Origin of the sequence: Streptomyces sp. NPDC003036 (genome assembly GCF_040611175.1) — a bacterium.
In the GTDB taxonomy this organism is placed as follows: domain Bacteria; phylum Actinomycetota; class Actinomycetes; order Streptomycetales; family Streptomycetaceae; genus Streptomyces.
This window is the reverse complement of sequence record NZ_JBEXNO010000037.1, coordinates 1-15,144: the sequence shown is the minus strand read 5'-3', so window position 1 is coordinate 15,144 and position 15,144 is coordinate 1. Positions and strand designations below refer to the sequence as shown.

Annotated in this window: 18 protein-coding genes; 10 read left to right on the top strand and 8 right to left on the bottom strand. The window is 71.8% G+C overall.

The genetic code is table 11. From position 1 onward, the window contains the following. Positions 1-3: 3 nt before the first annotated feature. The 7 genes from ABZX67_RS24905 to ABZX67_RS24875 form a co-directional block, all read right to left on the bottom strand. Complete coding sequence (locus ABZX67_RS24905) at positions 4-195, bottom strand: ferredoxin (protein WP_355363816.1); 192 nt, start codon at positions 193-195, stop codon at positions 4-6. Between the two features lie 13 nt (positions 196-208). Beyond that, a complete protein-coding gene (locus tag ABZX67_RS24900; protein ID WP_355363813.1) occupies positions 209-1,399 on the bottom strand; it encodes a cytochrome P450 in 1,191 nt (396 codons plus the stop codon). Between the two features lie 177 nt (positions 1,400-1,576). Next, a complete protein-coding gene (locus ABZX67_RS24895; protein WP_355363810.1) occupies positions 1,577-2,341 on the bottom strand; it encodes a succinate dehydrogenase iron-sulfur subunit in 765 nt (254 codons plus the stop codon). Further along, positions 2,341-4,095: a succinate dehydrogenase flavoprotein subunit gene (sdhA, locus tag ABZX67_RS24890; RefSeq protein WP_355363807.1), complete on the bottom strand. Its 1,755-nt coding sequence runs from the start codon at positions 4,093-4,095 to the stop codon at positions 2,341-2,343. Before sdhA ends, ABZX67_RS24895 begins: the two co-directional genes overlap by 1 nt. Positions 4,096-4,117: 22 nt before the next feature. Next, positions 4,118-4,597 (bottom strand): succinate dehydrogenase hydrophobic membrane anchor subunit, encoded by a 480-nt coding sequence (locus ABZX67_RS24885; RefSeq protein WP_355363804.1) that lies wholly within the window; start codon positions 4,595-4,597, stop codon positions 4,118-4,120. A gap of 8 nt (positions 4,598-4,605) precedes the next feature. After that, the gene (gene sdhC / locus ABZX67_RS24880) at positions 4,606-4,986 is read right to left on the bottom strand and encodes a succinate dehydrogenase, cytochrome b556 subunit (RefSeq protein ID WP_355363801.1); all 381 of its coding nucleotides are present in this window, start codon (positions 4,984-4,986) and stop codon (positions 4,606-4,608) included. 146 nt (positions 4,987-5,132) lie between these two features. After that, a complete protein-coding gene (locus tag ABZX67_RS24875) occupies positions 5,133-5,690 on the bottom strand; it encodes a 2-oxo-4-hydroxy-4-carboxy-5-ureidoimidazoline decarboxylase (protein WP_355363798.1) in 558 nt (185 codons plus the stop codon). 321 nt (positions 5,691-6,011) lie between these two features. Between ABZX67_RS24875 and ABZX67_RS24870 the strand changes: the two genes are divergently transcribed. The 6 genes from ABZX67_RS24870 (at position 6,012) to ABZX67_RS24845 (ending at position 11,082) form a co-directional block, all read left to right on the top strand. Continuing rightward, positions 6,012-7,607, top strand: a complete 1,596-nt coding sequence (locus ABZX67_RS24870; protein ID WP_355363985.1) for a glycoside hydrolase family 20 protein — start codon at positions 6,012-6,014, stop codon at positions 7,605-7,607. A gap of 141 nt (positions 7,608-7,748) precedes the next feature. Next, a complete protein-coding gene (locus ABZX67_RS24865) occupies positions 7,749-8,315 on the top strand; it encodes a hypothetical protein (RefSeq protein ID WP_355363795.1) in 567 nt (188 codons plus the stop codon). Between the two features lie 163 nt (positions 8,316-8,478). Then, positions 8,479-9,528 carry a hypothetical protein gene (locus tag ABZX67_RS24860; protein WP_355363792.1) on the top strand — a complete coding sequence of 350 codons (1,050 nt, stop codon included), beginning with the start codon at positions 8,479-8,481 and terminating at the stop codon, positions 9,526-9,528. Positions 9,529-9,593: 65 nt separating this feature from the next. Next, positions 9,594-9,902 (top strand): hypothetical protein, encoded by a 309-nt coding sequence (locus ABZX67_RS24855; protein ID WP_355363789.1) that lies wholly within the window; start codon positions 9,594-9,596, stop codon positions 9,900-9,902. Positions 9,903-10,012: 110 nt separating this feature from the next. Next, positions 10,013-10,840, top strand: a complete 828-nt coding sequence (locus tag ABZX67_RS24850; protein ID WP_355363786.1) for a helix-turn-helix transcriptional regulator — start codon at positions 10,013-10,015, stop codon at positions 10,838-10,840. Beyond that, on the top strand, positions 10,837-11,082 hold the full coding sequence (locus ABZX67_RS24845; RefSeq protein ID WP_355363783.1) for a DUF397 domain-containing protein: 246 nt from the start codon (positions 10,837-10,839) through the stop codon (positions 11,080-11,082). Before ABZX67_RS24850 ends, ABZX67_RS24845 begins: the two co-directional genes overlap by 4 nt. A 23-nt stretch (positions 11,083-11,105) precedes the next feature. On the opposite strand, the gene ABZX67_RS24840 is transcribed toward ABZX67_RS24845, so the two are convergent. After that, a complete protein-coding gene (locus ABZX67_RS24840) occupies positions 11,106-12,215 on the bottom strand; it encodes an SMI1/KNR4 family protein (protein WP_355363780.1) in 1,110 nt (369 codons plus the stop codon). A gap of 112 nt (positions 12,216-12,327) precedes the next feature. On the opposite strand from ABZX67_RS24840, the gene ABZX67_RS24835 reads away from it, so the two are divergent. The 4 genes from ABZX67_RS24835 (at position 12,328) to ABZX67_RS24820 (ending at position 15,096) form a co-directional block, all read left to right on the top strand. Further along, the gene (locus ABZX67_RS24835) at positions 12,328-12,897 is read left to right on the top strand and encodes an RNA polymerase sigma factor (RefSeq protein WP_355363777.1); all 570 of its coding nucleotides are present in this window, start codon (positions 12,328-12,330) and stop codon (positions 12,895-12,897) included. Continuing rightward, positions 12,894-13,637 carry a hypothetical protein gene (locus tag ABZX67_RS24830; RefSeq protein ID WP_355363774.1) on the top strand — a complete coding sequence of 248 codons (744 nt, stop codon included), beginning with the start codon at positions 12,894-12,896 and terminating at the stop codon, positions 13,635-13,637. Before ABZX67_RS24835 ends, ABZX67_RS24830 begins: the two co-directional genes overlap by 4 nt. Positions 13,638-13,921: 284 nt before the next feature. Further along, positions 13,922-14,578, top strand: coding sequence for an RNA polymerase sigma factor (locus ABZX67_RS24825; RefSeq protein WP_355363982.1), 657 nt, complete (start codon positions 13,922-13,924; stop codon positions 14,576-14,578). Further along, positions 14,578-15,096 (top strand): hypothetical protein, encoded by a 519-nt coding sequence (locus tag ABZX67_RS24820; RefSeq protein WP_355363771.1) that lies wholly within the window; start codon positions 14,578-14,580, stop codon positions 15,094-15,096. Before ABZX67_RS24825 ends, ABZX67_RS24820 begins: the two co-directional genes overlap by 1 nt. The last annotated feature ends 48 nt before the right edge of the window (positions 15,097-15,144 follow it).

Sequence of the window (15,144 nt, the reverse complement as noted above, 5' to 3'; positions counted from 1 at the left end):
CTCCTAGTCCGAGACGGTGATCGCCTGCACGGGGCAGGCGCGGGCCGCCTCGCGGACCAAAGGCTCGCCGGCGCCGTCCTCGGCGCCCGGCATCAGTTCGCCGAAGCCGTCGTCGTCCTGGGTGAAGACGCGTGGCACCGTCAGCGCGCACTGGCCCGCTCCGATGCAGACGTCCTTGTCGATGGAAATTCGCATACCGGACATCAACTCACCAGGTCACGGGGAGTTCCAGCATCCCCTGGATCGTGTCGCCCGGCTTGAACGGGATCTCCTCCGCCGGTGCCGCCAGCCGCAGCCCCGGCAGCCGGTCGAAGAGGGAGGCCAGCGCGATCTCCATCTCCGCCCGCGCCAGGTTCTGCCCCAGGCACTGGTGGATGCCGAAACCGAAGGCCACGTGGTGGCGGGCCGAGCGGTGCCAGTCCAGCGCGTCCGGGTCGGCGTACGCGGCCGTGTCGCGGTTGATGACGGACGTGGAGAAGACCACGCCGTCGTTCGCCCGGATGGTCACCCCGTCGACGTCGATGTCCTCCGTGGCCACCCGCAGCATCCCGTCCGCGATCGACAGGAACCGCAGCAGCTCCTCCACGGCCGCCGGCATCAGACCCGGGTCGGCCTTCAGCTCGGCCAGCTGCTCCGGGTGCCGCAGCAGCGTGTACGTGCCCAGCGAGATCATGTTCGCCGTGGTCTCGTGACCGGCGATGAGCAGGATCGAGGCCAGCTCGACGACCTGCTGCTTGTCGAGGTGCCCCGCCGCGAGCTGCTGCGCGACCAGGTCGTCCAGCACGCCGTCCCCGGGATTGGCGCGTTTGTGGTCAACCAGATCGCCGAGGTAGCCCTCCAGCAGGTCGCGGGCCTCCACCGTGTCCTCGGCCGTCGGGCCCCGCAGGAGCCGGCGCGACTGGGCCTCGAAGAACTCGTGGTCGGCGTACGGCACCCCGAGCAGATCGCAGATCACGATGGACGGCACCGGCAGCGCGAACGCCGACACCAGCTCGGCGGGCGGCCCCTGCTCCACCATCGCGTCGAGCAGCTCGTCCACGGTCCGCTGGATGCGCGGCCGCAGGTCCGCCGTCCGCTTGAGCGAGAAGCTGGGGATCAGCATCCGCCGCTGGACGTTGTGCTCAGGGTCGTCGTACCCCAGCAGCGCCGCGCGGCGCCGGTCCCGTACGGCGGCGAAGCGTTCCGTCGGTATCGGGAACGCCTTGTGCGTGGAGTCGGTCGACAGGCGCTGGTCGGTCAGCAGCCTGCGCGCGGCGGTGTGTCCGGTGACGACCCACACCGAGCGGCCGCCGTAGAGCGTGACCCGGGAAAGCGGCCGCGCCTCGCGCAGCGGGTCGTAGGCGGTGGGCGGGTGGTAGGGGCACGTGCGGTCCTGAGGGAACGCGACGGTTTCCGTCATGGTGGCCTCACAAGCGGGTATCGGCGCGGAGCGGTCGTGCTCCGTGCCGATCTCCACTACATGCCCGAGGCACCTAATTGGTCTACGCGCAGTTCGGCCAAACCACCGGAATGGACGAAGGCCCGTCCCCGTACGCGTCCACGTACGGAAACGGGCCTTCGCCGGTGCCCCGGGAGGTCAGTAGCGGCGCGTGATCAGCGCGCGCTTGACTTCCTGGATCGCCTTGGTGATCTCGATACCGCGCGGGCAGGCCTCCGTGCAGTTGAACGTGGTGCGGCAGCGCCACACGCCGTCCTTGTCGTTGAGGATCTCCAGCCGCTGCTCCCCGGCCTCGTCACGCGAGTCGAAGATGAAGCGGTGCGCGTTGACGATCGCGGCCGGACCGAAGTACTGGCCGTCGTTCCAGAACACCGGGCAGGACGACGTGCACGCGGCGCACAGGATGCACTTGGTGGTGTCGTCGAACCGCTCGCGGTCCTCGGCGGACTGGATCCGCTCACGCGTCGGCTCGTTGCCCTTGGTGACCAGGAACGGCATCACGTCGCGGTACGCCTGGAAGAACGGCTCCATGTCCACGACCAGGTCCTTGAGGACCGTCAGGCCCTTGATGGCCTCGATCGTGATGGGCTTCTCCGGGTTGATGTCCTTGATCAGCGTCTTGCAGGCGAGCCTGTTCTTGCCGTTGATCCGCATCGCGTCGGAGCCGCAGATGCCGTGCGCGCAGGAGCGCCGGAAGGTGAGCGAGCCGTCGACGTCCCACTTGATCTTGTGGAGACCGTCGAGCACGCGCTCCTTCGGGTCGATCTCGATCTGGAAGTCCTGCCACTGCGCCTCGTCGGAGATCTCCGGGTTGAAGCGGCGGATCCGGAAGGTGACCGTGATGTACGGCGAGGCGGCCGACTTGGCCACCGCCTCGGCCTTGTCCATGACGGGGGTAGCCATCAGTACTTACGCTCCATCGGCTGGTAGCGGGTCTGGACGACCGGCTTGTAGTCGAGGCGGACGGTCTCGGTGCCGTCGTCGCCGACCTCGCGGTACGCCATGGTGTGGCGCATGAAGTTGACGTCGTCGCGGTTCGGGTAGTCCTCGCGGTAGTGACCGCCGCGCGACTCCTTGCGGGCCAGGGCGGAGACGGCCATGACCTCGGCCAGGTCGAGCAGGTTGCCCAGCTCGATGGCCTCCAGCAGGTCGGTGTTGTACCGCTTGCCCTTGTCCTGGATCGCCACGTTCTTGTACCGCTCGCGCAGCTCCGCGATCTTCTCGACCGCGGTCTTGATCGTCTGCTCGGTGCGGAACACCATCACGTTGGCGTCCATCGTCTCCTGGAGCTCCTTGCGGAGTACGGAGACCCGCTCGGTGCCGGTGGAGTCGCGCAGCCGCTCGACCTGCTCCTGGACGAAGGAGGCGGGGTCCTCCGGCAGCTCGACGTAGTCGGCCTTCGCCGAGTACTCGGCGGCGGCGATGCCCGCCCGCTTGCCGAAGACGTTGATGTCGAGCAGCGAGTTGGTGCCCAGGCGGTTGGCGCCGTGCACCGACACGCACGCGACCTCGCCGGCCGCGTACAGACCCGGCACGACGGTGGTGTTGTCGCTGAGGACCTCACCCATCACGTTGGTCGGGATGCCGCCCATGGCGTAGTGCGCGGTGGGCTGGATCGGGATCGGGTCCGTGTACGGCTCGATGCCGAGGTACGTACGGGCGAACTCGGTGATGTCCGGCAGCTTGGCGTCCAGCTGCTCCGGCGGCAGGTGCGTCAGGTCCAGGTAGACGTGGTCGCCCTCGGGGCCGCAGCCGCGGCCCTCGCGGATCTCCGTGTAGATGGACCGGGACACGACGTCGCGCGACGCCAGGTCCTTCATGACGGGCGCGTACTTCTCCATGAAGCGCTCGCCGTCCTTGTTGCGCAGGATGCCGCCCTCACCGCGGGCGCCCTCCGTGAGCAGGATGCCCATGCGCCAGATGCCCGTCGGGTGGAACTGGAAGAACTCCATGTCCTCCAGCGGGATGCCCCGGCGGTAGCAGGCGGCCTGGCCGTCACCGGTCAGGGTGTGCGCGTTGGACGTCACCTTGAAGAACTTGCCGGTACCGCCGGACGCGTAGATCACGGCCTTCGCCTGGAAGACGTGGATCTCACCGGTGGCCAGCTCGTACGCGACCACACCGGCGGACTTCTTGACGCCGTCGACCTCGGTGATCAGCTGGTCCAGGACGTAGAACTCGTTGAAGAACTCCACGCCCTCCTTGACGCAGTTCTGGTACAGCGTCTGGAGGATCATGTGGCCGGTGCGGTCCGCGGCGTAGCAGGACCGGCGGACCGGGGCCTCGCCGTGGTTGCGGGAGTGGCCGCCGAAGCGGCGCTGGTCGATGGTGCCGTCCGGGGTGCGGTTGAACGGCAGGCCCATCTTCTCCAGGTCGAGGACGGCGTCGATGGCCTCCTTCGCCAGGATCTCGGCGGCGTCCTGGTCGACCAGGTAGTCACCGCCCTTGACCGTGTCGAAGGTGTGCCACTCCCAGTTGTCCTCCTCCACGTTCGCCAGCGCGGCGGCCATGCCGCCCTGCGCGGCGCCCGTGTGGGAGCGGGTCGGGTAGAGCTTCGTCAGCACGGCGGTACGGCTGCGCTTCGTCGCCTCGATGGCGGCGCGCATGCCCGCGCCGCCGGCGCCGACGATGACGGTGTCGTACTTGTGGATCTTCATGCGGATTTCCTCAGCCCCGTGCCTAGCGGATGTTCGGGTCGAAGGTGAAGATCACCAGCGTGCCCAGAAGGATGGTGAACACCGTGGCGGTGTACAGCAGGCCCTTGAGCCACAGGCGCGTGTTCGGGCGCTCGGCGTAGTCGTTGATGACGGTACGCAGGCCGTTGGCGCCGTGCAGCATCGCCAGCCACAGCATCAGCAGGTCCCAGACCTGCCAGAACGGGGACGCCCAGCGGCCGGCCACGAAGGCGAAGCCGATCTTGGAGACGCCGCCGTCCAGCACGAGCTGGATCAGCAGGTGGCCGATGACGAGGACGACGAGGACCACGCCGGACAGGCGCATGAAGAGCCACGCGGCCATCTCGAAGTTGCCGCGCGTCGACTTCGGCGTCTTCTTGGTGCGCTGGCGCGGCGGCTCGATGAGCGGGGCGGGGTGGTCGACGTCGTAGAGGCTCACGCCCTCGACGGGACCGACCGCGGAAGTGGGGGTGTCAGTGGACATGTCTGGCGTCAGCTCCCGAACAGTTCACGTGCGGCGTGGCCGAGGACGGGGTAGATGGCGCCCGCCATCAGCACCACCCAGACGGCCATCACGGTCCAGAGCATGTGCTTCTGGTAGCGGGTGCCCTTGGACCAGAAGTCCACGGCGATGACGCGGAGACCATTGAGCGCGTGGAAGAGGATGGCCGCGACGAGGCCGTACTCCAGCAGCGCGACGAGCGGCGTCTTGTACGTGGCGACGACATCGTCGTAGGCCTCGGGCGAGACGCGGACGAGAGCGGTGTCCAGTACGTGTACGAACAGGAAGAAGAAGATGAGGACGCCGGTGACTCGATGAGCCACCCACGACCACATGCCTTCCCGGCCGCGGTACAGCGTTCCAGCCGGCACGGAAAAACCCTCCGGGAGCGGGATTGGGGCCGGCCGGCTTCTCTGTCGGTCTGGCCCGGCCGGGTACGGTCCACCGGCCCCGGTCATCGTAGCGACGCTTTGTCGGTTCGCTCGCCCGGGGTCCGCCAGTGTGATCAAACAGGCAATCAAACGAGCACGGACGGGCTATCCGGGCGCCCGGAATCCGCCACAAGGCGGGACAATCTGGCACGAGCCAGGCGGCGCAGCTCGTCGGCGGCGACGGCGCGCTCCTCGTCGGGCGCGTGGCCCAGCCGGCAGCGGATCGCGGCCAGCACCTGGTCGACGTGCTCCTCGGGGCGGTACCCGTCGAGGCAGATCACGAAGGCGTGCCCGAAGCGCTGCTCGTACGCGGTGTGGGCGGCCTCCAGCGCGGTGTGCGCGGCCCCGGGCGTGCCGGGCGGCAGCACGGGCGGGGTCTCGTCGGCGAGCGCCTCGTCCAGGTCGGGGGCCGACAGGTCGTACCCGGCCTCGTCGGCGGCGGCGAGCAGCGCGTCGAGCGTGGGGTACGGCCGGTGCGCCGCGACCCGCCGCCCCCAGAGGCGGCTGCCGCAGCAGGCGAGCAGCGCGGCCTCGACGTCACGGGGCGCGGCGGTGTTGAAAGCGGCGAGTCCGTCGGCGGCGGGGCGGCCGCGGGGTATGGCGAGGGGGCGTTTCGGGGTGCCTGCGGTGGATTCGGTGGCCATCGTGGGCTCCTCGAACGAGCAGCGGGAGGGGTGTGCGGGGCTGATGTGAGGGGTGGTCACAGCCTTACACAGGGTGAGCGGAAGGTGTCCGAGAGATGCAAGAACTTCACCCAGACGGGAGAGTTTCCGTGGAGATGCTGGACGAAAGCGACAGGAGATGGTCGCGTGAGCGGCGTGACTCGGCATCTGACGTGGCACCTGGCGTGGCACTCGACGCGGAACTCGACGGACGGCTTCGGTGGCGGCGCGGCCGGTGATCCGACCGCCGCCCGCCCCGGCGGACGCCCGCCCCGGCGCCGGGCCCCGCGGTGGACCGGCGGGCTGGCCGGCCTGGTCGCGGTGTCGCTCGCCCTCGGGGGGTGCGCGGACGGCGACGGCGGGGCCGCCGCCACCACCGGGGCCACCCGCGCGCAGCCGGGCACCACGGCGCCCACGACGCCCGGGCAGCCCAGGACTCCGTCCCCGAGCCCGACCCCCACCCGCAGCTTCCCGCTCTCCTCCGAGCCCCGCACCATCCCCGCCGTACGCGACCACGAGCCCGCCCGCGGCCCCGGCTGGAAGCCCCGCTCCGGCACCGCGGTCGTCCTCGCCAAGGGCAGCGGCGCCCTCGCCGACGAAGGGCGCCTCCTCGCCCGCGAGCTCAAGGCGGCCTACCGGGGCGAGGCGGCGGCCCGCGCCGGGGACGTCGAGCTGGCGCTGCGCACCGGGCAGAGCGGCGGCGCCGAGTCGTACACGCTCACCACGCGCGACGACCGCGTACGGATCAGCGGCCCCGACGAGGCGGGTGTCTTCTACGGCACGCGGACCCTGAAGCAGGCGCTGCGCTCCGGCGGCGCCGTGCCGGAGGGCGTCATCCGCGACCGGCCCGGCAAGCCGCAGCGCGGCCTCATGGTGGACATCGCCCGCAAGCACTTCAGTGCCGCGTGGATCGAGGCGCGGCTGCGCGAGATGGCCGACCTCAAGCTGAACCAGCTGGGCCTGCACTTCTCCGACGACCAGGCCTTCCGCATCGAGTCGTCCTCGCACCCCGAGGTGGTCGCCCGCGAGCACCTCACCAAGGCCGAGGTGCGGCGGATCGTTTCCCTCGCCCGGAGCCTGCACATCGAGATCGTGCCCGAGATCGACTCGCCCGGCCACCTCGGCGCGGTCATCGCCGCGCACCCCTCGCTCCAGCTGCGCAGCGCGGCGGGCTCCGCGCCGCGCGGCGCGGTCGACATCGCCAACCCGGCCGCCGCCCGCATCGTCGACGAACTGCTGCGCGAGTACGCCGAGCTGTTCCCGGGCGCGTACTGGCACCTCGGCGCCGACGAGTACGTGGCGCTCATGGCCCGCGACCCCGAGGCGTCGTACCCGGGCCTCGCCGCCGAGGCCCGCCGCAAGTACGGCGCGAACGCCCGCGTGCAGGACCTCGCCACCGGCTGGCTCAACGACCGGGCGGCGGTGGTGCGGCCCACGGACAAGCGGATGCGCGCGTGGAACGACGGGTTCTTCCGGGGCGGCGTGGTGACGCCCGCCAAGGACGTCGACGTCGCCTACTGGACGGGCAAGGAGATCGGCGCGCGGCCGCCGGTCGAGTACCTCCAGGAGGGCCGCCGGCTGATCAACTACAACGACGAGTACCTCTACTACGTCCTCGGCGAGCCGAACCAGTTCACGTACCCCACCGGCAGCCGCATCTACCAGGAGTGGACCCCGCTCGTCGTCCGCGGCACCAGCCCCGTCCCGGCGCGCTACTCCGACCAGATCCTCGGCGGCAGCTTCGCCATCTGGTGCGACCTCGCGAACGCCCAGACCGCCGACCAGGTGGCGGCCGGCATCCGCATGCCGCTGCGCGCGACCGCCCAGAAGCTCTGGGACCCCGACAAGCCCCCGCTGACCTGGGAGGCGTTCAGGAACCTGGCGGGCAGGCTGGGCTGACGGAGCCTTGGGGCGCGGTGGTGCGGGCCGCGCGGGGCCGGGCGGTTGCGGAAACGATCTTGCCCGTGCACCGCGAGTGACGAATTCCGGACGGGCGGCGCAGTAAGGGGAGTACCGCGTCCGCGACGGGAGACGACCCCCATGACCCTGAGCCCGAACCCGAGCCTGGTGGACCTGATGTCGCGCGCCGACGAGCGCGGGCTCGCCGCGTCCGCGCTGGCCTGCCTCGACCGCTGCGTGCCCCTCCTCGACCCGCCGCCCGCCGCCGAGGTCCTCCGCTCGCTGTGGGCCGCGGTCGCGCGCGGTGAGGACGGCTGGGACCGCCGGCTCACGGAGGCCCGGCAGGCCGTGGCGGAGGGCGGCGACCCGGCGGACGCGACCGGCGCGGTCGTACGGACGATGCTCGACGAAGCGCCCTCCGCGTGGGCCCGGACGCCGCTCCACGCCTGGGCCGACGCCTGCTCCCGCACGGCGCTCGCCCTCCACCAGGACCTGGAGCCCACCTCCACCGGCGCGCCGGACCGCTACCGCGCGGGCGAGACCGGCGGCGCCGGACCCCTGGTCAGCGGTGAACTGCGCCGCCAGGCAAGAGTCCTGGAGCTCCTCGCGACCGCCGGCCCGGGCGGCCTGCGCCTGGCCCGGGACATCTCCGCCGAAGGGCAGCGGGTGCTGCGCGCGGTCGTCTCCCGGCGCGCACGGACCGCGTAGAAATCCCTTGAGCCGGGCAACTCTTTGGCCGCATGGTGAGTCTTCTGGGTGATCACACGGTGATCGCACTGACGAGGAGATCATCATTACAGGCATACGCAAGACCCTGACCGCCACCGCCGTCGTCACCGCCGTGCTGGCGGGCGCGGCCGCCTGCGGAACGGTGGAGCAGCTCTCCGCCGGACAGAAGCTCGACAAGGCCTTCGAGAAGCTCGGCAAGGAGAAGTCCCTCTCCTTCGAGCTCGACCTGGACGCCGACGCCGCCACCCTGAAGGAGATGGACGAGTCCTCCGACCCCGAGCCCGGCGAGGAGCTGCCCGACGAGGCGGCGAAGCTGTTCAGCGGCGCGAAGATCTCCGTCACCATCGAGTCGAAGAAGCCGCTGGCCGAATCCGAGGACGAGAAGGACCTCGTCGGCATGGCCATGAAGGTCACCAACCCGGACGGCGACCTCGTCGAGTACCGGCTCGTCGGCGACTACATCTACCTCCGCAGCGACACGAAGGCCCTCGCGAAGGCCTTCGACGCGCCCCTGCCGAACGCCGACGAGCTGCCCCCCGAGGCCGGGGCGCTCAAGCAGGCCCTCGAGGGCAAGTGGGTGAAGATCAACAAGGCGGAGATGGAGAAGGCGCAGTCCGAGCTGAACCCGGACACGGCCGGAAAGCCCTCCCCGCAGCCCTCCCTCGACGCCAAGACGCAGGAGAAGCTCCTCGACGCCCTGCGCAAGGTCTTCGCCCGCGACGTCGACTTCAAGGCCTCCGGCGAGAAGGACGGCACCGAGCACATCACCGCCGTCGCGCCCTTCCGCACGCTGGTCACCGACCTCGTCAACCAGGTCCGCAAGTTCGAGAAGGACCTGCCGCCGGGCATGCAGGAGATGCCGACGGAGAAGGAGCTCAAGGAGATCCCGAACCAGAAGGTGTCGGCCGACTTCACGCTCAAGAACGGCGACCTGACCGAGGTGTACGTCGACCTCGCCAAGCTCGCGGAGAACGCCAAGGTCAAGAAGTTCGGCCTGGTGCTGAAGATGAGCTCGGGCGAGAAGCCGACCGCTCCCGCCGGAGCCACCGAGCTGAAGCTCGACGAGATGATGGGCGGCCTCCTCGGCGGCATGCAGGAGGACGAGGAGTTCACCGAGGAGGAGTTCCCGGGGGCGGAGTTCCCGGAGGAGGACGGCTTCGCGTCCGAGGAGCTTCCCGCGGACGCCGCGTAGTCCCTTCGATGAGGGGGACCCGTCGTACAGGAGAGGGCAGGTCCTGTACGGCGGGAGGTGCGCGGATGGCGCGGCATCGGCGGCTGGATCCCGTGGAGATCGTCGTCCGGGTCGGTGACACCGACCCGGACACGGGCGGGAACGAAGAGGCGTACCAGGAGTGGGTGTACCGCGCCCGCGAGGCCGGCTGGGACGTGACGGAGTCCACCGGCTTCCGCGAGCCGCGCGACGGCGGCACGGAGTGCGGCCTCGTCGACGTCGAGGGCCTCGCGTACCGCGTCCACTACGGGCTCAGGGTGCGCGTGGACCTCGGCGAGGGCGCGCCGGTGCTCGGGTACGCGGCGTGGGCGGAGCCCGTACCGGACGACGACTGACCCGTACAGTCCGTGACTGTACGAGTGCGAAGAGTGGACGCCGGGTGACGCGGGCTGTGAGCATGGGGACTCACACGGGGTGGAACCGCGAACGACCCGGGGGTCACCGGATGACAGAGAGCACCACCGAACCCGCCGAACGGTCCGAGAGTCTCAAGACCTTCGGCGCCGTACTCCAGGCCTTCCGCGAGAACAAGGGCTACACGCAGGAGTCGCTGGCGCCCCTGCTGGGCTACTCGGTGCACTACTTGGCCTCCGTCGAGCAGGGCAGACGCTTCCCGACCCGGCAGTTCGTGGAGAAGGTCGAGGAGGTCCTGGACGCCTTCGGCGCGCTGCGCAAGGCGTACCGGCACCTCACCCGGAAGCCGGGGCTCGCGGTCTGGTTCCACAAGTGGGCGCTGCTGGAGGCGTCGGCGCTGAGCCTGGACACGTACGAACCGAGGGTCGTGCCGGGGCTGTTGCAGACGGAGGCGTACGCGCGGGTGCTGTTCCAGGGGCAGCTGCCGCCGCTGAGTGACGAGCAGATCGAGGCGCAGCTCGAAGCGCGGCAGGACCGGCAACGGCTGCTGCGGGAGCGGCCGAACACGGCGTACAGCTTCATCATCGAGGAGCACCTGTTCCGGCACGAGGTGGGCGGGGCGGAGGTGACGCGGGAGCTCCTGGACCACGTGCTGGAGGTCATGGAGCTGCGGAACGTGGACGTGCAGGTGCTGCCGCTGAATCGGGGGCATCACGCGGCGTTGCACGGGCCGATAAGGCTCGCCGAGACGCCGGAGCACGAGTGGCTCGCCTATCTGGAGGGGCAGGAGCACGGGCAGTTCGTCTACGAGACCAAAACGATCAGCGTGCTTCAGATGCGCTATGGGAAACTGCGGTCGCAGGCCCTCACCCCGGACGACTCCAGGGGTCTGCTGATGCGACTGCGAGGAGCGCTATGAGCACCACCGAACTGGCCTGGTTCAAGAGCAGCTACAGCAGCGGATCGGGCGACGACTGCGTCGAAGTCGCCCTCTCCTGGCACAAGTCGAGTTACAGCGGCGGCTCGGGCGACGACTGCGTCGAGGTCGCCGCCTGCCCCTCCACCATCCACGTCCGTGACTCCAAGGTCCCCGCCGGGCCCCAGCTCGCGCTGACGCCCGGCGCGTGGTCCTCCTTCGTCTCGTACGCCACGACCCGTTGACGTAACAGCGCGCCGCGAGCGGCTCAGTTCGCGGCGCGCGTACGGGGCTCGAAGCCGATGTAGTCCAGCGGGTCCTCGTCCGGTCGCCCGAGGCCGGGCAGGCCCTCCGTACGGAAGCGGCCGCGCAGCCACTCCAGCAGGATCCCGGTGAGCGTGCCGGTCAGCGGCGGGCCCTGCTTGGCGTGGCGCGGGACGACGATCAGCGGCCAGTCGTCCGGCGAGTCGCCCTCGGTGAGCCAGCACAGCTGGTCGCCGTCGATGGAGTTCGCGAACGGCAGGAAGCCGCCCGCCTCCGGCCAGACCCTCAGCGGGTTGAACTCCGGGTACCGCTCCCGGTGGCCCCGGTAGGTGTCGTGGTACCACTCCGCCCACGGCGCCAGGTCGTACTGGTCCGTCCCGAGCGGGACGCTGAAGCGGAGCCACTCCGTCCAGCAGCCGGCCCCGTACGTCTCCATGAGCTGCACGTACTCCGTGGGCAGCCTCGTCCCGAGGCGTTCGTACAGCCACTCCCACGTGCGGTCACCGAGGAACGGCGTGGCCGGAGGCGGTACGAGGGCGGTCAGGGTCTCCAGGCCCGCGCCCTGCGCGAGCGCCGCCCGCTGCTCTGGCGTCGGCGCCGGGCGCGGGGGCGGCGGGGTCCACGGGGCAGGGTCGAGCTCCGTGAGGTAGGCCGTGCGGGCGAGGGTGGGGCGCAGCCCCTCGGCGACGAGACGCTCCAGGGCGGGCAGCAGCGGCGTGCCGAACCGGACCCAGGAGTCCGCGTCCCGGCGCAGCATCACGACCGGCCACGCGTCGGGGTCGTCGGACGCGGTCGTGTCCCAGTACAGGACGTCCGAGGTCCGCGTCTCGGCGAAGGGCAGTACGCCCGGCGCTTCCCGGCGCTCCTCCTCCAGCCAGCGCCCGTAGTCGTACCAGGCCTGAGCCCCCGTGGGAGCGCACGGCACGTGCAGCCACAGGTGCTCGCCGATGTCCAGCGGACCGTAGGCGGAGGCGATGGCCTTGTAGTCGGCGGGCAGGCGCAGCCCGAGCCAGGATTCGACCGCCGCCCAGGCGATGGCGACGGGGGTTCCGTCCTGCGGGGGAGGCCCGAAGAGACGGGCGAAGCGCGAGACGTGGGAGTCCGGTGACGTCATGGCTGCGCAGACTCCTCCCGCGCGCGAACGGTTGTACGTGGGGCCGCTGTGACACTTCCGGGCGCGCGCACGCAGAGCTAGGAGGGGGAACGGTCGGCACGAAGAGGGAAGTGTGGGGGCGTACGACGCGTACGACGCGGAGCTCGGCGCCGCCGTCGAGCGCGCCCAGCGCGGGGACGAGGACGCGTTCGCCCGGGCGTACCGGCTGGTCCACCCGGGGCTGCTCGGCTACGTGCGCGGGCTCGTCGGCGACGACGCCGAGGACGTGGCCGCCGAGGCCTGGCTGGAGATCGCCCGCGATCTGGGACGGTTCCGTGGTGACGGGGCCGGGTTCCGGGGCTGGACCGCGACGATCGCCCGCCACCGGGCGCTCGACCACCTGCGCAAGCAGCGGCGCAGCCCTCGCACGACGCTGATCGAGCAGGACGTACTGGACATGCCGGGCGGCCAGGACACGGCCGCCTCGGCGCTGGAGTCCCTGTCGACCGAGCAGGCGCTCACGTTGATCCGCGGCTTGCCGCGCGAGCAGGCGGAAGCGGTGCTGCTGCGGGTCGTCGTGGGACTGGACGGGCCCGCGACCGCGCGGGTCCTGGGCAAACGCCCCGGAGCGGTGCGCACCGCCGCGTACCGAGGGCTGCGGAGACTCGCCGGGCGACTGGCGCAGGGCGGAGCAAGGGGATGAGACGGCAACCGGACGAGTCGCCGGAGGCGGCGGCAGCGCTGTGGGCGGCGGCCATGAGAGGTGACGACACCGTCGATCCGGTCCGGGAGGAGCGGGCGCTCGCGGCCTTCCGCGCGGCGCGTGACGCGGGCGGCCACGCCCACGCTCACGCCCACGGCGTACGCCGGGCCCGGCGGCGTGACGACTGGCGGCCGGGTGGCGCCGAGCTGCGGCGCCGTCGTTCGCTGCGGGCGGCGGCCATGGGGCTGGCGGCGACGGTGCTGCTGGGCGGGGTCGCGGTGGCCGCGCAGACCGGCGCGATCCCGACCCCCTTCGGTGGCGGTGACGGCGGCCGTGGCGGCTCCGTGCCCCGGCCCTCGACGGCGCCGACGGCCCCGCGCGAGGTGCCCGCGTCGCCGGTCACGGAGCAGGAGTCCGGGCGGTCGGCCGCGTCGCCCACGCCTTCGGCGCGTACGCCGGAGGCGCCGAGCCCCGGCGGGACGGTCACGGACGGGGAGGGCGAGGAGCGGCCCGCGACGGGCGGCGACGAGCGGAAGGCGGGGCCGCCGAAGTCGGGGACCGGTGCCGGAGCCGGTACCGGGTCCGAGGCGAATCCGGCCAAGGGTGCCGCGAGCGGCGGTGGCGGGACCGGCGGTGAGACCGGCGCCGTGAGCGGCGGTGGCGGGACCGGCGGTGGCGGCGGCAGCGGCGGCGAGGGCCGCGGCGGCGGAAAGCCGGCGGGCGGAGGGAAGCGGCCGTGACGGCGGGCAGGGCGCCGGGGGCGGCGGTGAGGTCGGCTTCAGGAAAGCGACCGGGGCCGCCACCCCCCACAGGAGAGGCCCCGGTCGCCGTCCACGGGTCCGCGGTACGGCCCCGTACTCCTATCAGCGCCACGCGTGCGTTTTCTGTCACACCCCGGTCTGTCAGTGTGATGTTGCAGGCTGTACAAGACATGGACGTGAAGCCGCAGGACCACGTAGCGTGCTGCTGCGCGCTGGGCGGAGCGGCGGTGGTGGCCGGCCGCGAAGACGAACGGGTTGTGGGAGTGCTGGGGGACGACGCGGAGCTGACCGCCGCGGTGCTCGCGGCGCAGGACGGGGACGAGGACGCCTTCCGGACTGTGTACCGCGCCGTGCACCCGCGGCTGCTCGGCTATATACGCACGCTGGTGGGCGAGGCGGAGGCGGAGGACGTCGCCTCCGAGTCCTGGCTCCAGATCGCGCGCGACCTCGACCGGTTCAGCGGCGACGCCGACCGCTTCCGCGGCTGGGCGGCGCGCATCGCCCGCAACCGCGCGCTCGACCACCTGCGGATGCGGGGCCGGCGCCCCGCCGTCGGCGGTGACGAGACGGAACTCACCGACAAGCCGGCCGAGTCCGACACCGCGGACGAGGCCATGGAATCCCTGGCCACCGGCCACACCATGCACCTCATCTCCCAACTCCCCCAGGACCAGGCAGAGGCCGTCATCCTGCGGGTCGTCGTCGGGCTGGACGCCAAGAGCGCCGCCAAGACGCTCGGCAAGCGCCCCGGCGCCGTCCGCACCGCCGCCCACCGCGGGCTCAAGCGGCTGGCGGAGCTGATGGGCGCGGACGCGGCGGCGCCGCTGGGTGCCGTACCGCCCCAACCTGGGCCGCACCGCGGGTCGGTGGCGCGTACGGGTGTGACGCATTGGCGCTCGCGGACGCAGAAGGACATGTGATGGCCGACGAGCGGGATGAGTGGCTCGATCAGGATGCGGCGGAGCGGCTGCTGCGTGGCGAACCGGTCGACCCCGTCGACGATCACGCGCGCGAGCAGGCCCGACGGCTGACCGCGGCGCTGGAAGCGGTGCGGGCCGAGATGACGGCCCCGGCGCCCCCGGCGGCGCTCCCGGGTGAGGAAGCGGCGCTCGCCGCCTTCCGCGAGGCCCGGGCGGCGAAGTCCGCCGGCACGTCCGCCGCGCTGTCGTCCCCGTCCGCCAAGGGCGCCGGCGGCGACCTCGGGGCCGTACGGCTCAGGGCGGCGCCGCCGCGCGACCAGGTGCGGGGCCGCTGGACGCGGCCGCTGCGCTGGGGGCTGGCCGCGTCGGTGGCCGGGCTGGCCGTCGGCGGTGTGGCCGTCGCCGCGAGCACCGGCGTACTGCCCGTCCTCGGCGACGACCACGAGCCGCTGCCCGCCTCCTCGTCCGCCTCGGCCGCGGCGACACCCGGACCGCTGGCCTCCGCCGACGCCAGGTAGCGGGCCTCCTCCAGCTCGTGGAGGGCGGCGCCGATGCGGTCGCGGCCT

Excerpts from the sequence above, each read along its gene's own strand:
- ABZX67_RS24905 (WP_355363816.1), bottom strand. The coding sequence starts at position 195 with ATGCGAATTTCCATCGACAAGGACGTCTGCATCGGAGCGGGCCAGTGC.
- ABZX67_RS24900 (WP_355363813.1), bottom strand. The coding sequence starts at position 1,399 with ATGACGGAAACCGTCGCGTTCCCTCAGGACCGCACGTGCCCCTACCAC.
- ABZX67_RS24895 (WP_355363810.1), bottom strand. The coding sequence starts at position 2,341 with ATGGCTACCCCCGTCATGGACAAGGCCGAGGCGGTGGCCAAGTCGGCC.
- sdhA (WP_355363807.1), bottom strand. The coding sequence starts at position 4,095 with ATGAAGATCCACAAGTACGACACCGTCATCGTCGGCGCCGGCGGCGCG.
- ABZX67_RS24885 (WP_355363804.1), bottom strand. The coding sequence starts at position 4,597 with ATGTCCACTGACACCCCCACTTCCGCGGTCGGTCCCGTCGAGGGCGTG.
- ABZX67_RS24875 (WP_355363798.1), bottom strand. The coding sequence starts at position 5,690 with ATGGCCACCGAATCCACCGCAGGCACCCCGAAACGCCCCCTCGCCATA.
- ABZX67_RS24865 (WP_355363795.1), top strand. The coding sequence starts at position 7,749 with ATGACCCTGAGCCCGAACCCGAGCCTGGTGGACCTGATGTCGCGCGCC.
- ABZX67_RS24855 (WP_355363789.1), top strand. The coding sequence starts at position 9,594 with ATGGCGCGGCATCGGCGGCTGGATCCCGTGGAGATCGTCGTCCGGGTC.
- ABZX67_RS24850 (WP_355363786.1), top strand. The coding sequence starts at position 10,013 with ATGACAGAGAGCACCACCGAACCCGCCGAACGGTCCGAGAGTCTCAAG.
- ABZX67_RS24845 (WP_355363783.1), top strand. The coding sequence starts at position 10,837 with ATGAGCACCACCGAACTGGCCTGGTTCAAGAGCAGCTACAGCAGCGGA.
- ABZX67_RS24840 (WP_355363780.1), bottom strand. The coding sequence starts at position 12,215 with ATGACGTCACCGGACTCCCACGTCTCGCGCTTCGCCCGTCTCTTCGGG.
- ABZX67_RS24830 (WP_355363774.1), top strand. The coding sequence starts at position 12,894 with ATGAGACGGCAACCGGACGAGTCGCCGGAGGCGGCGGCAGCGCTGTGG.
- ABZX67_RS24820 (WP_355363771.1), top strand. The coding sequence starts at position 14,578 with ATGGCCGACGAGCGGGATGAGTGGCTCGATCAGGATGCGGCGGAGCGG.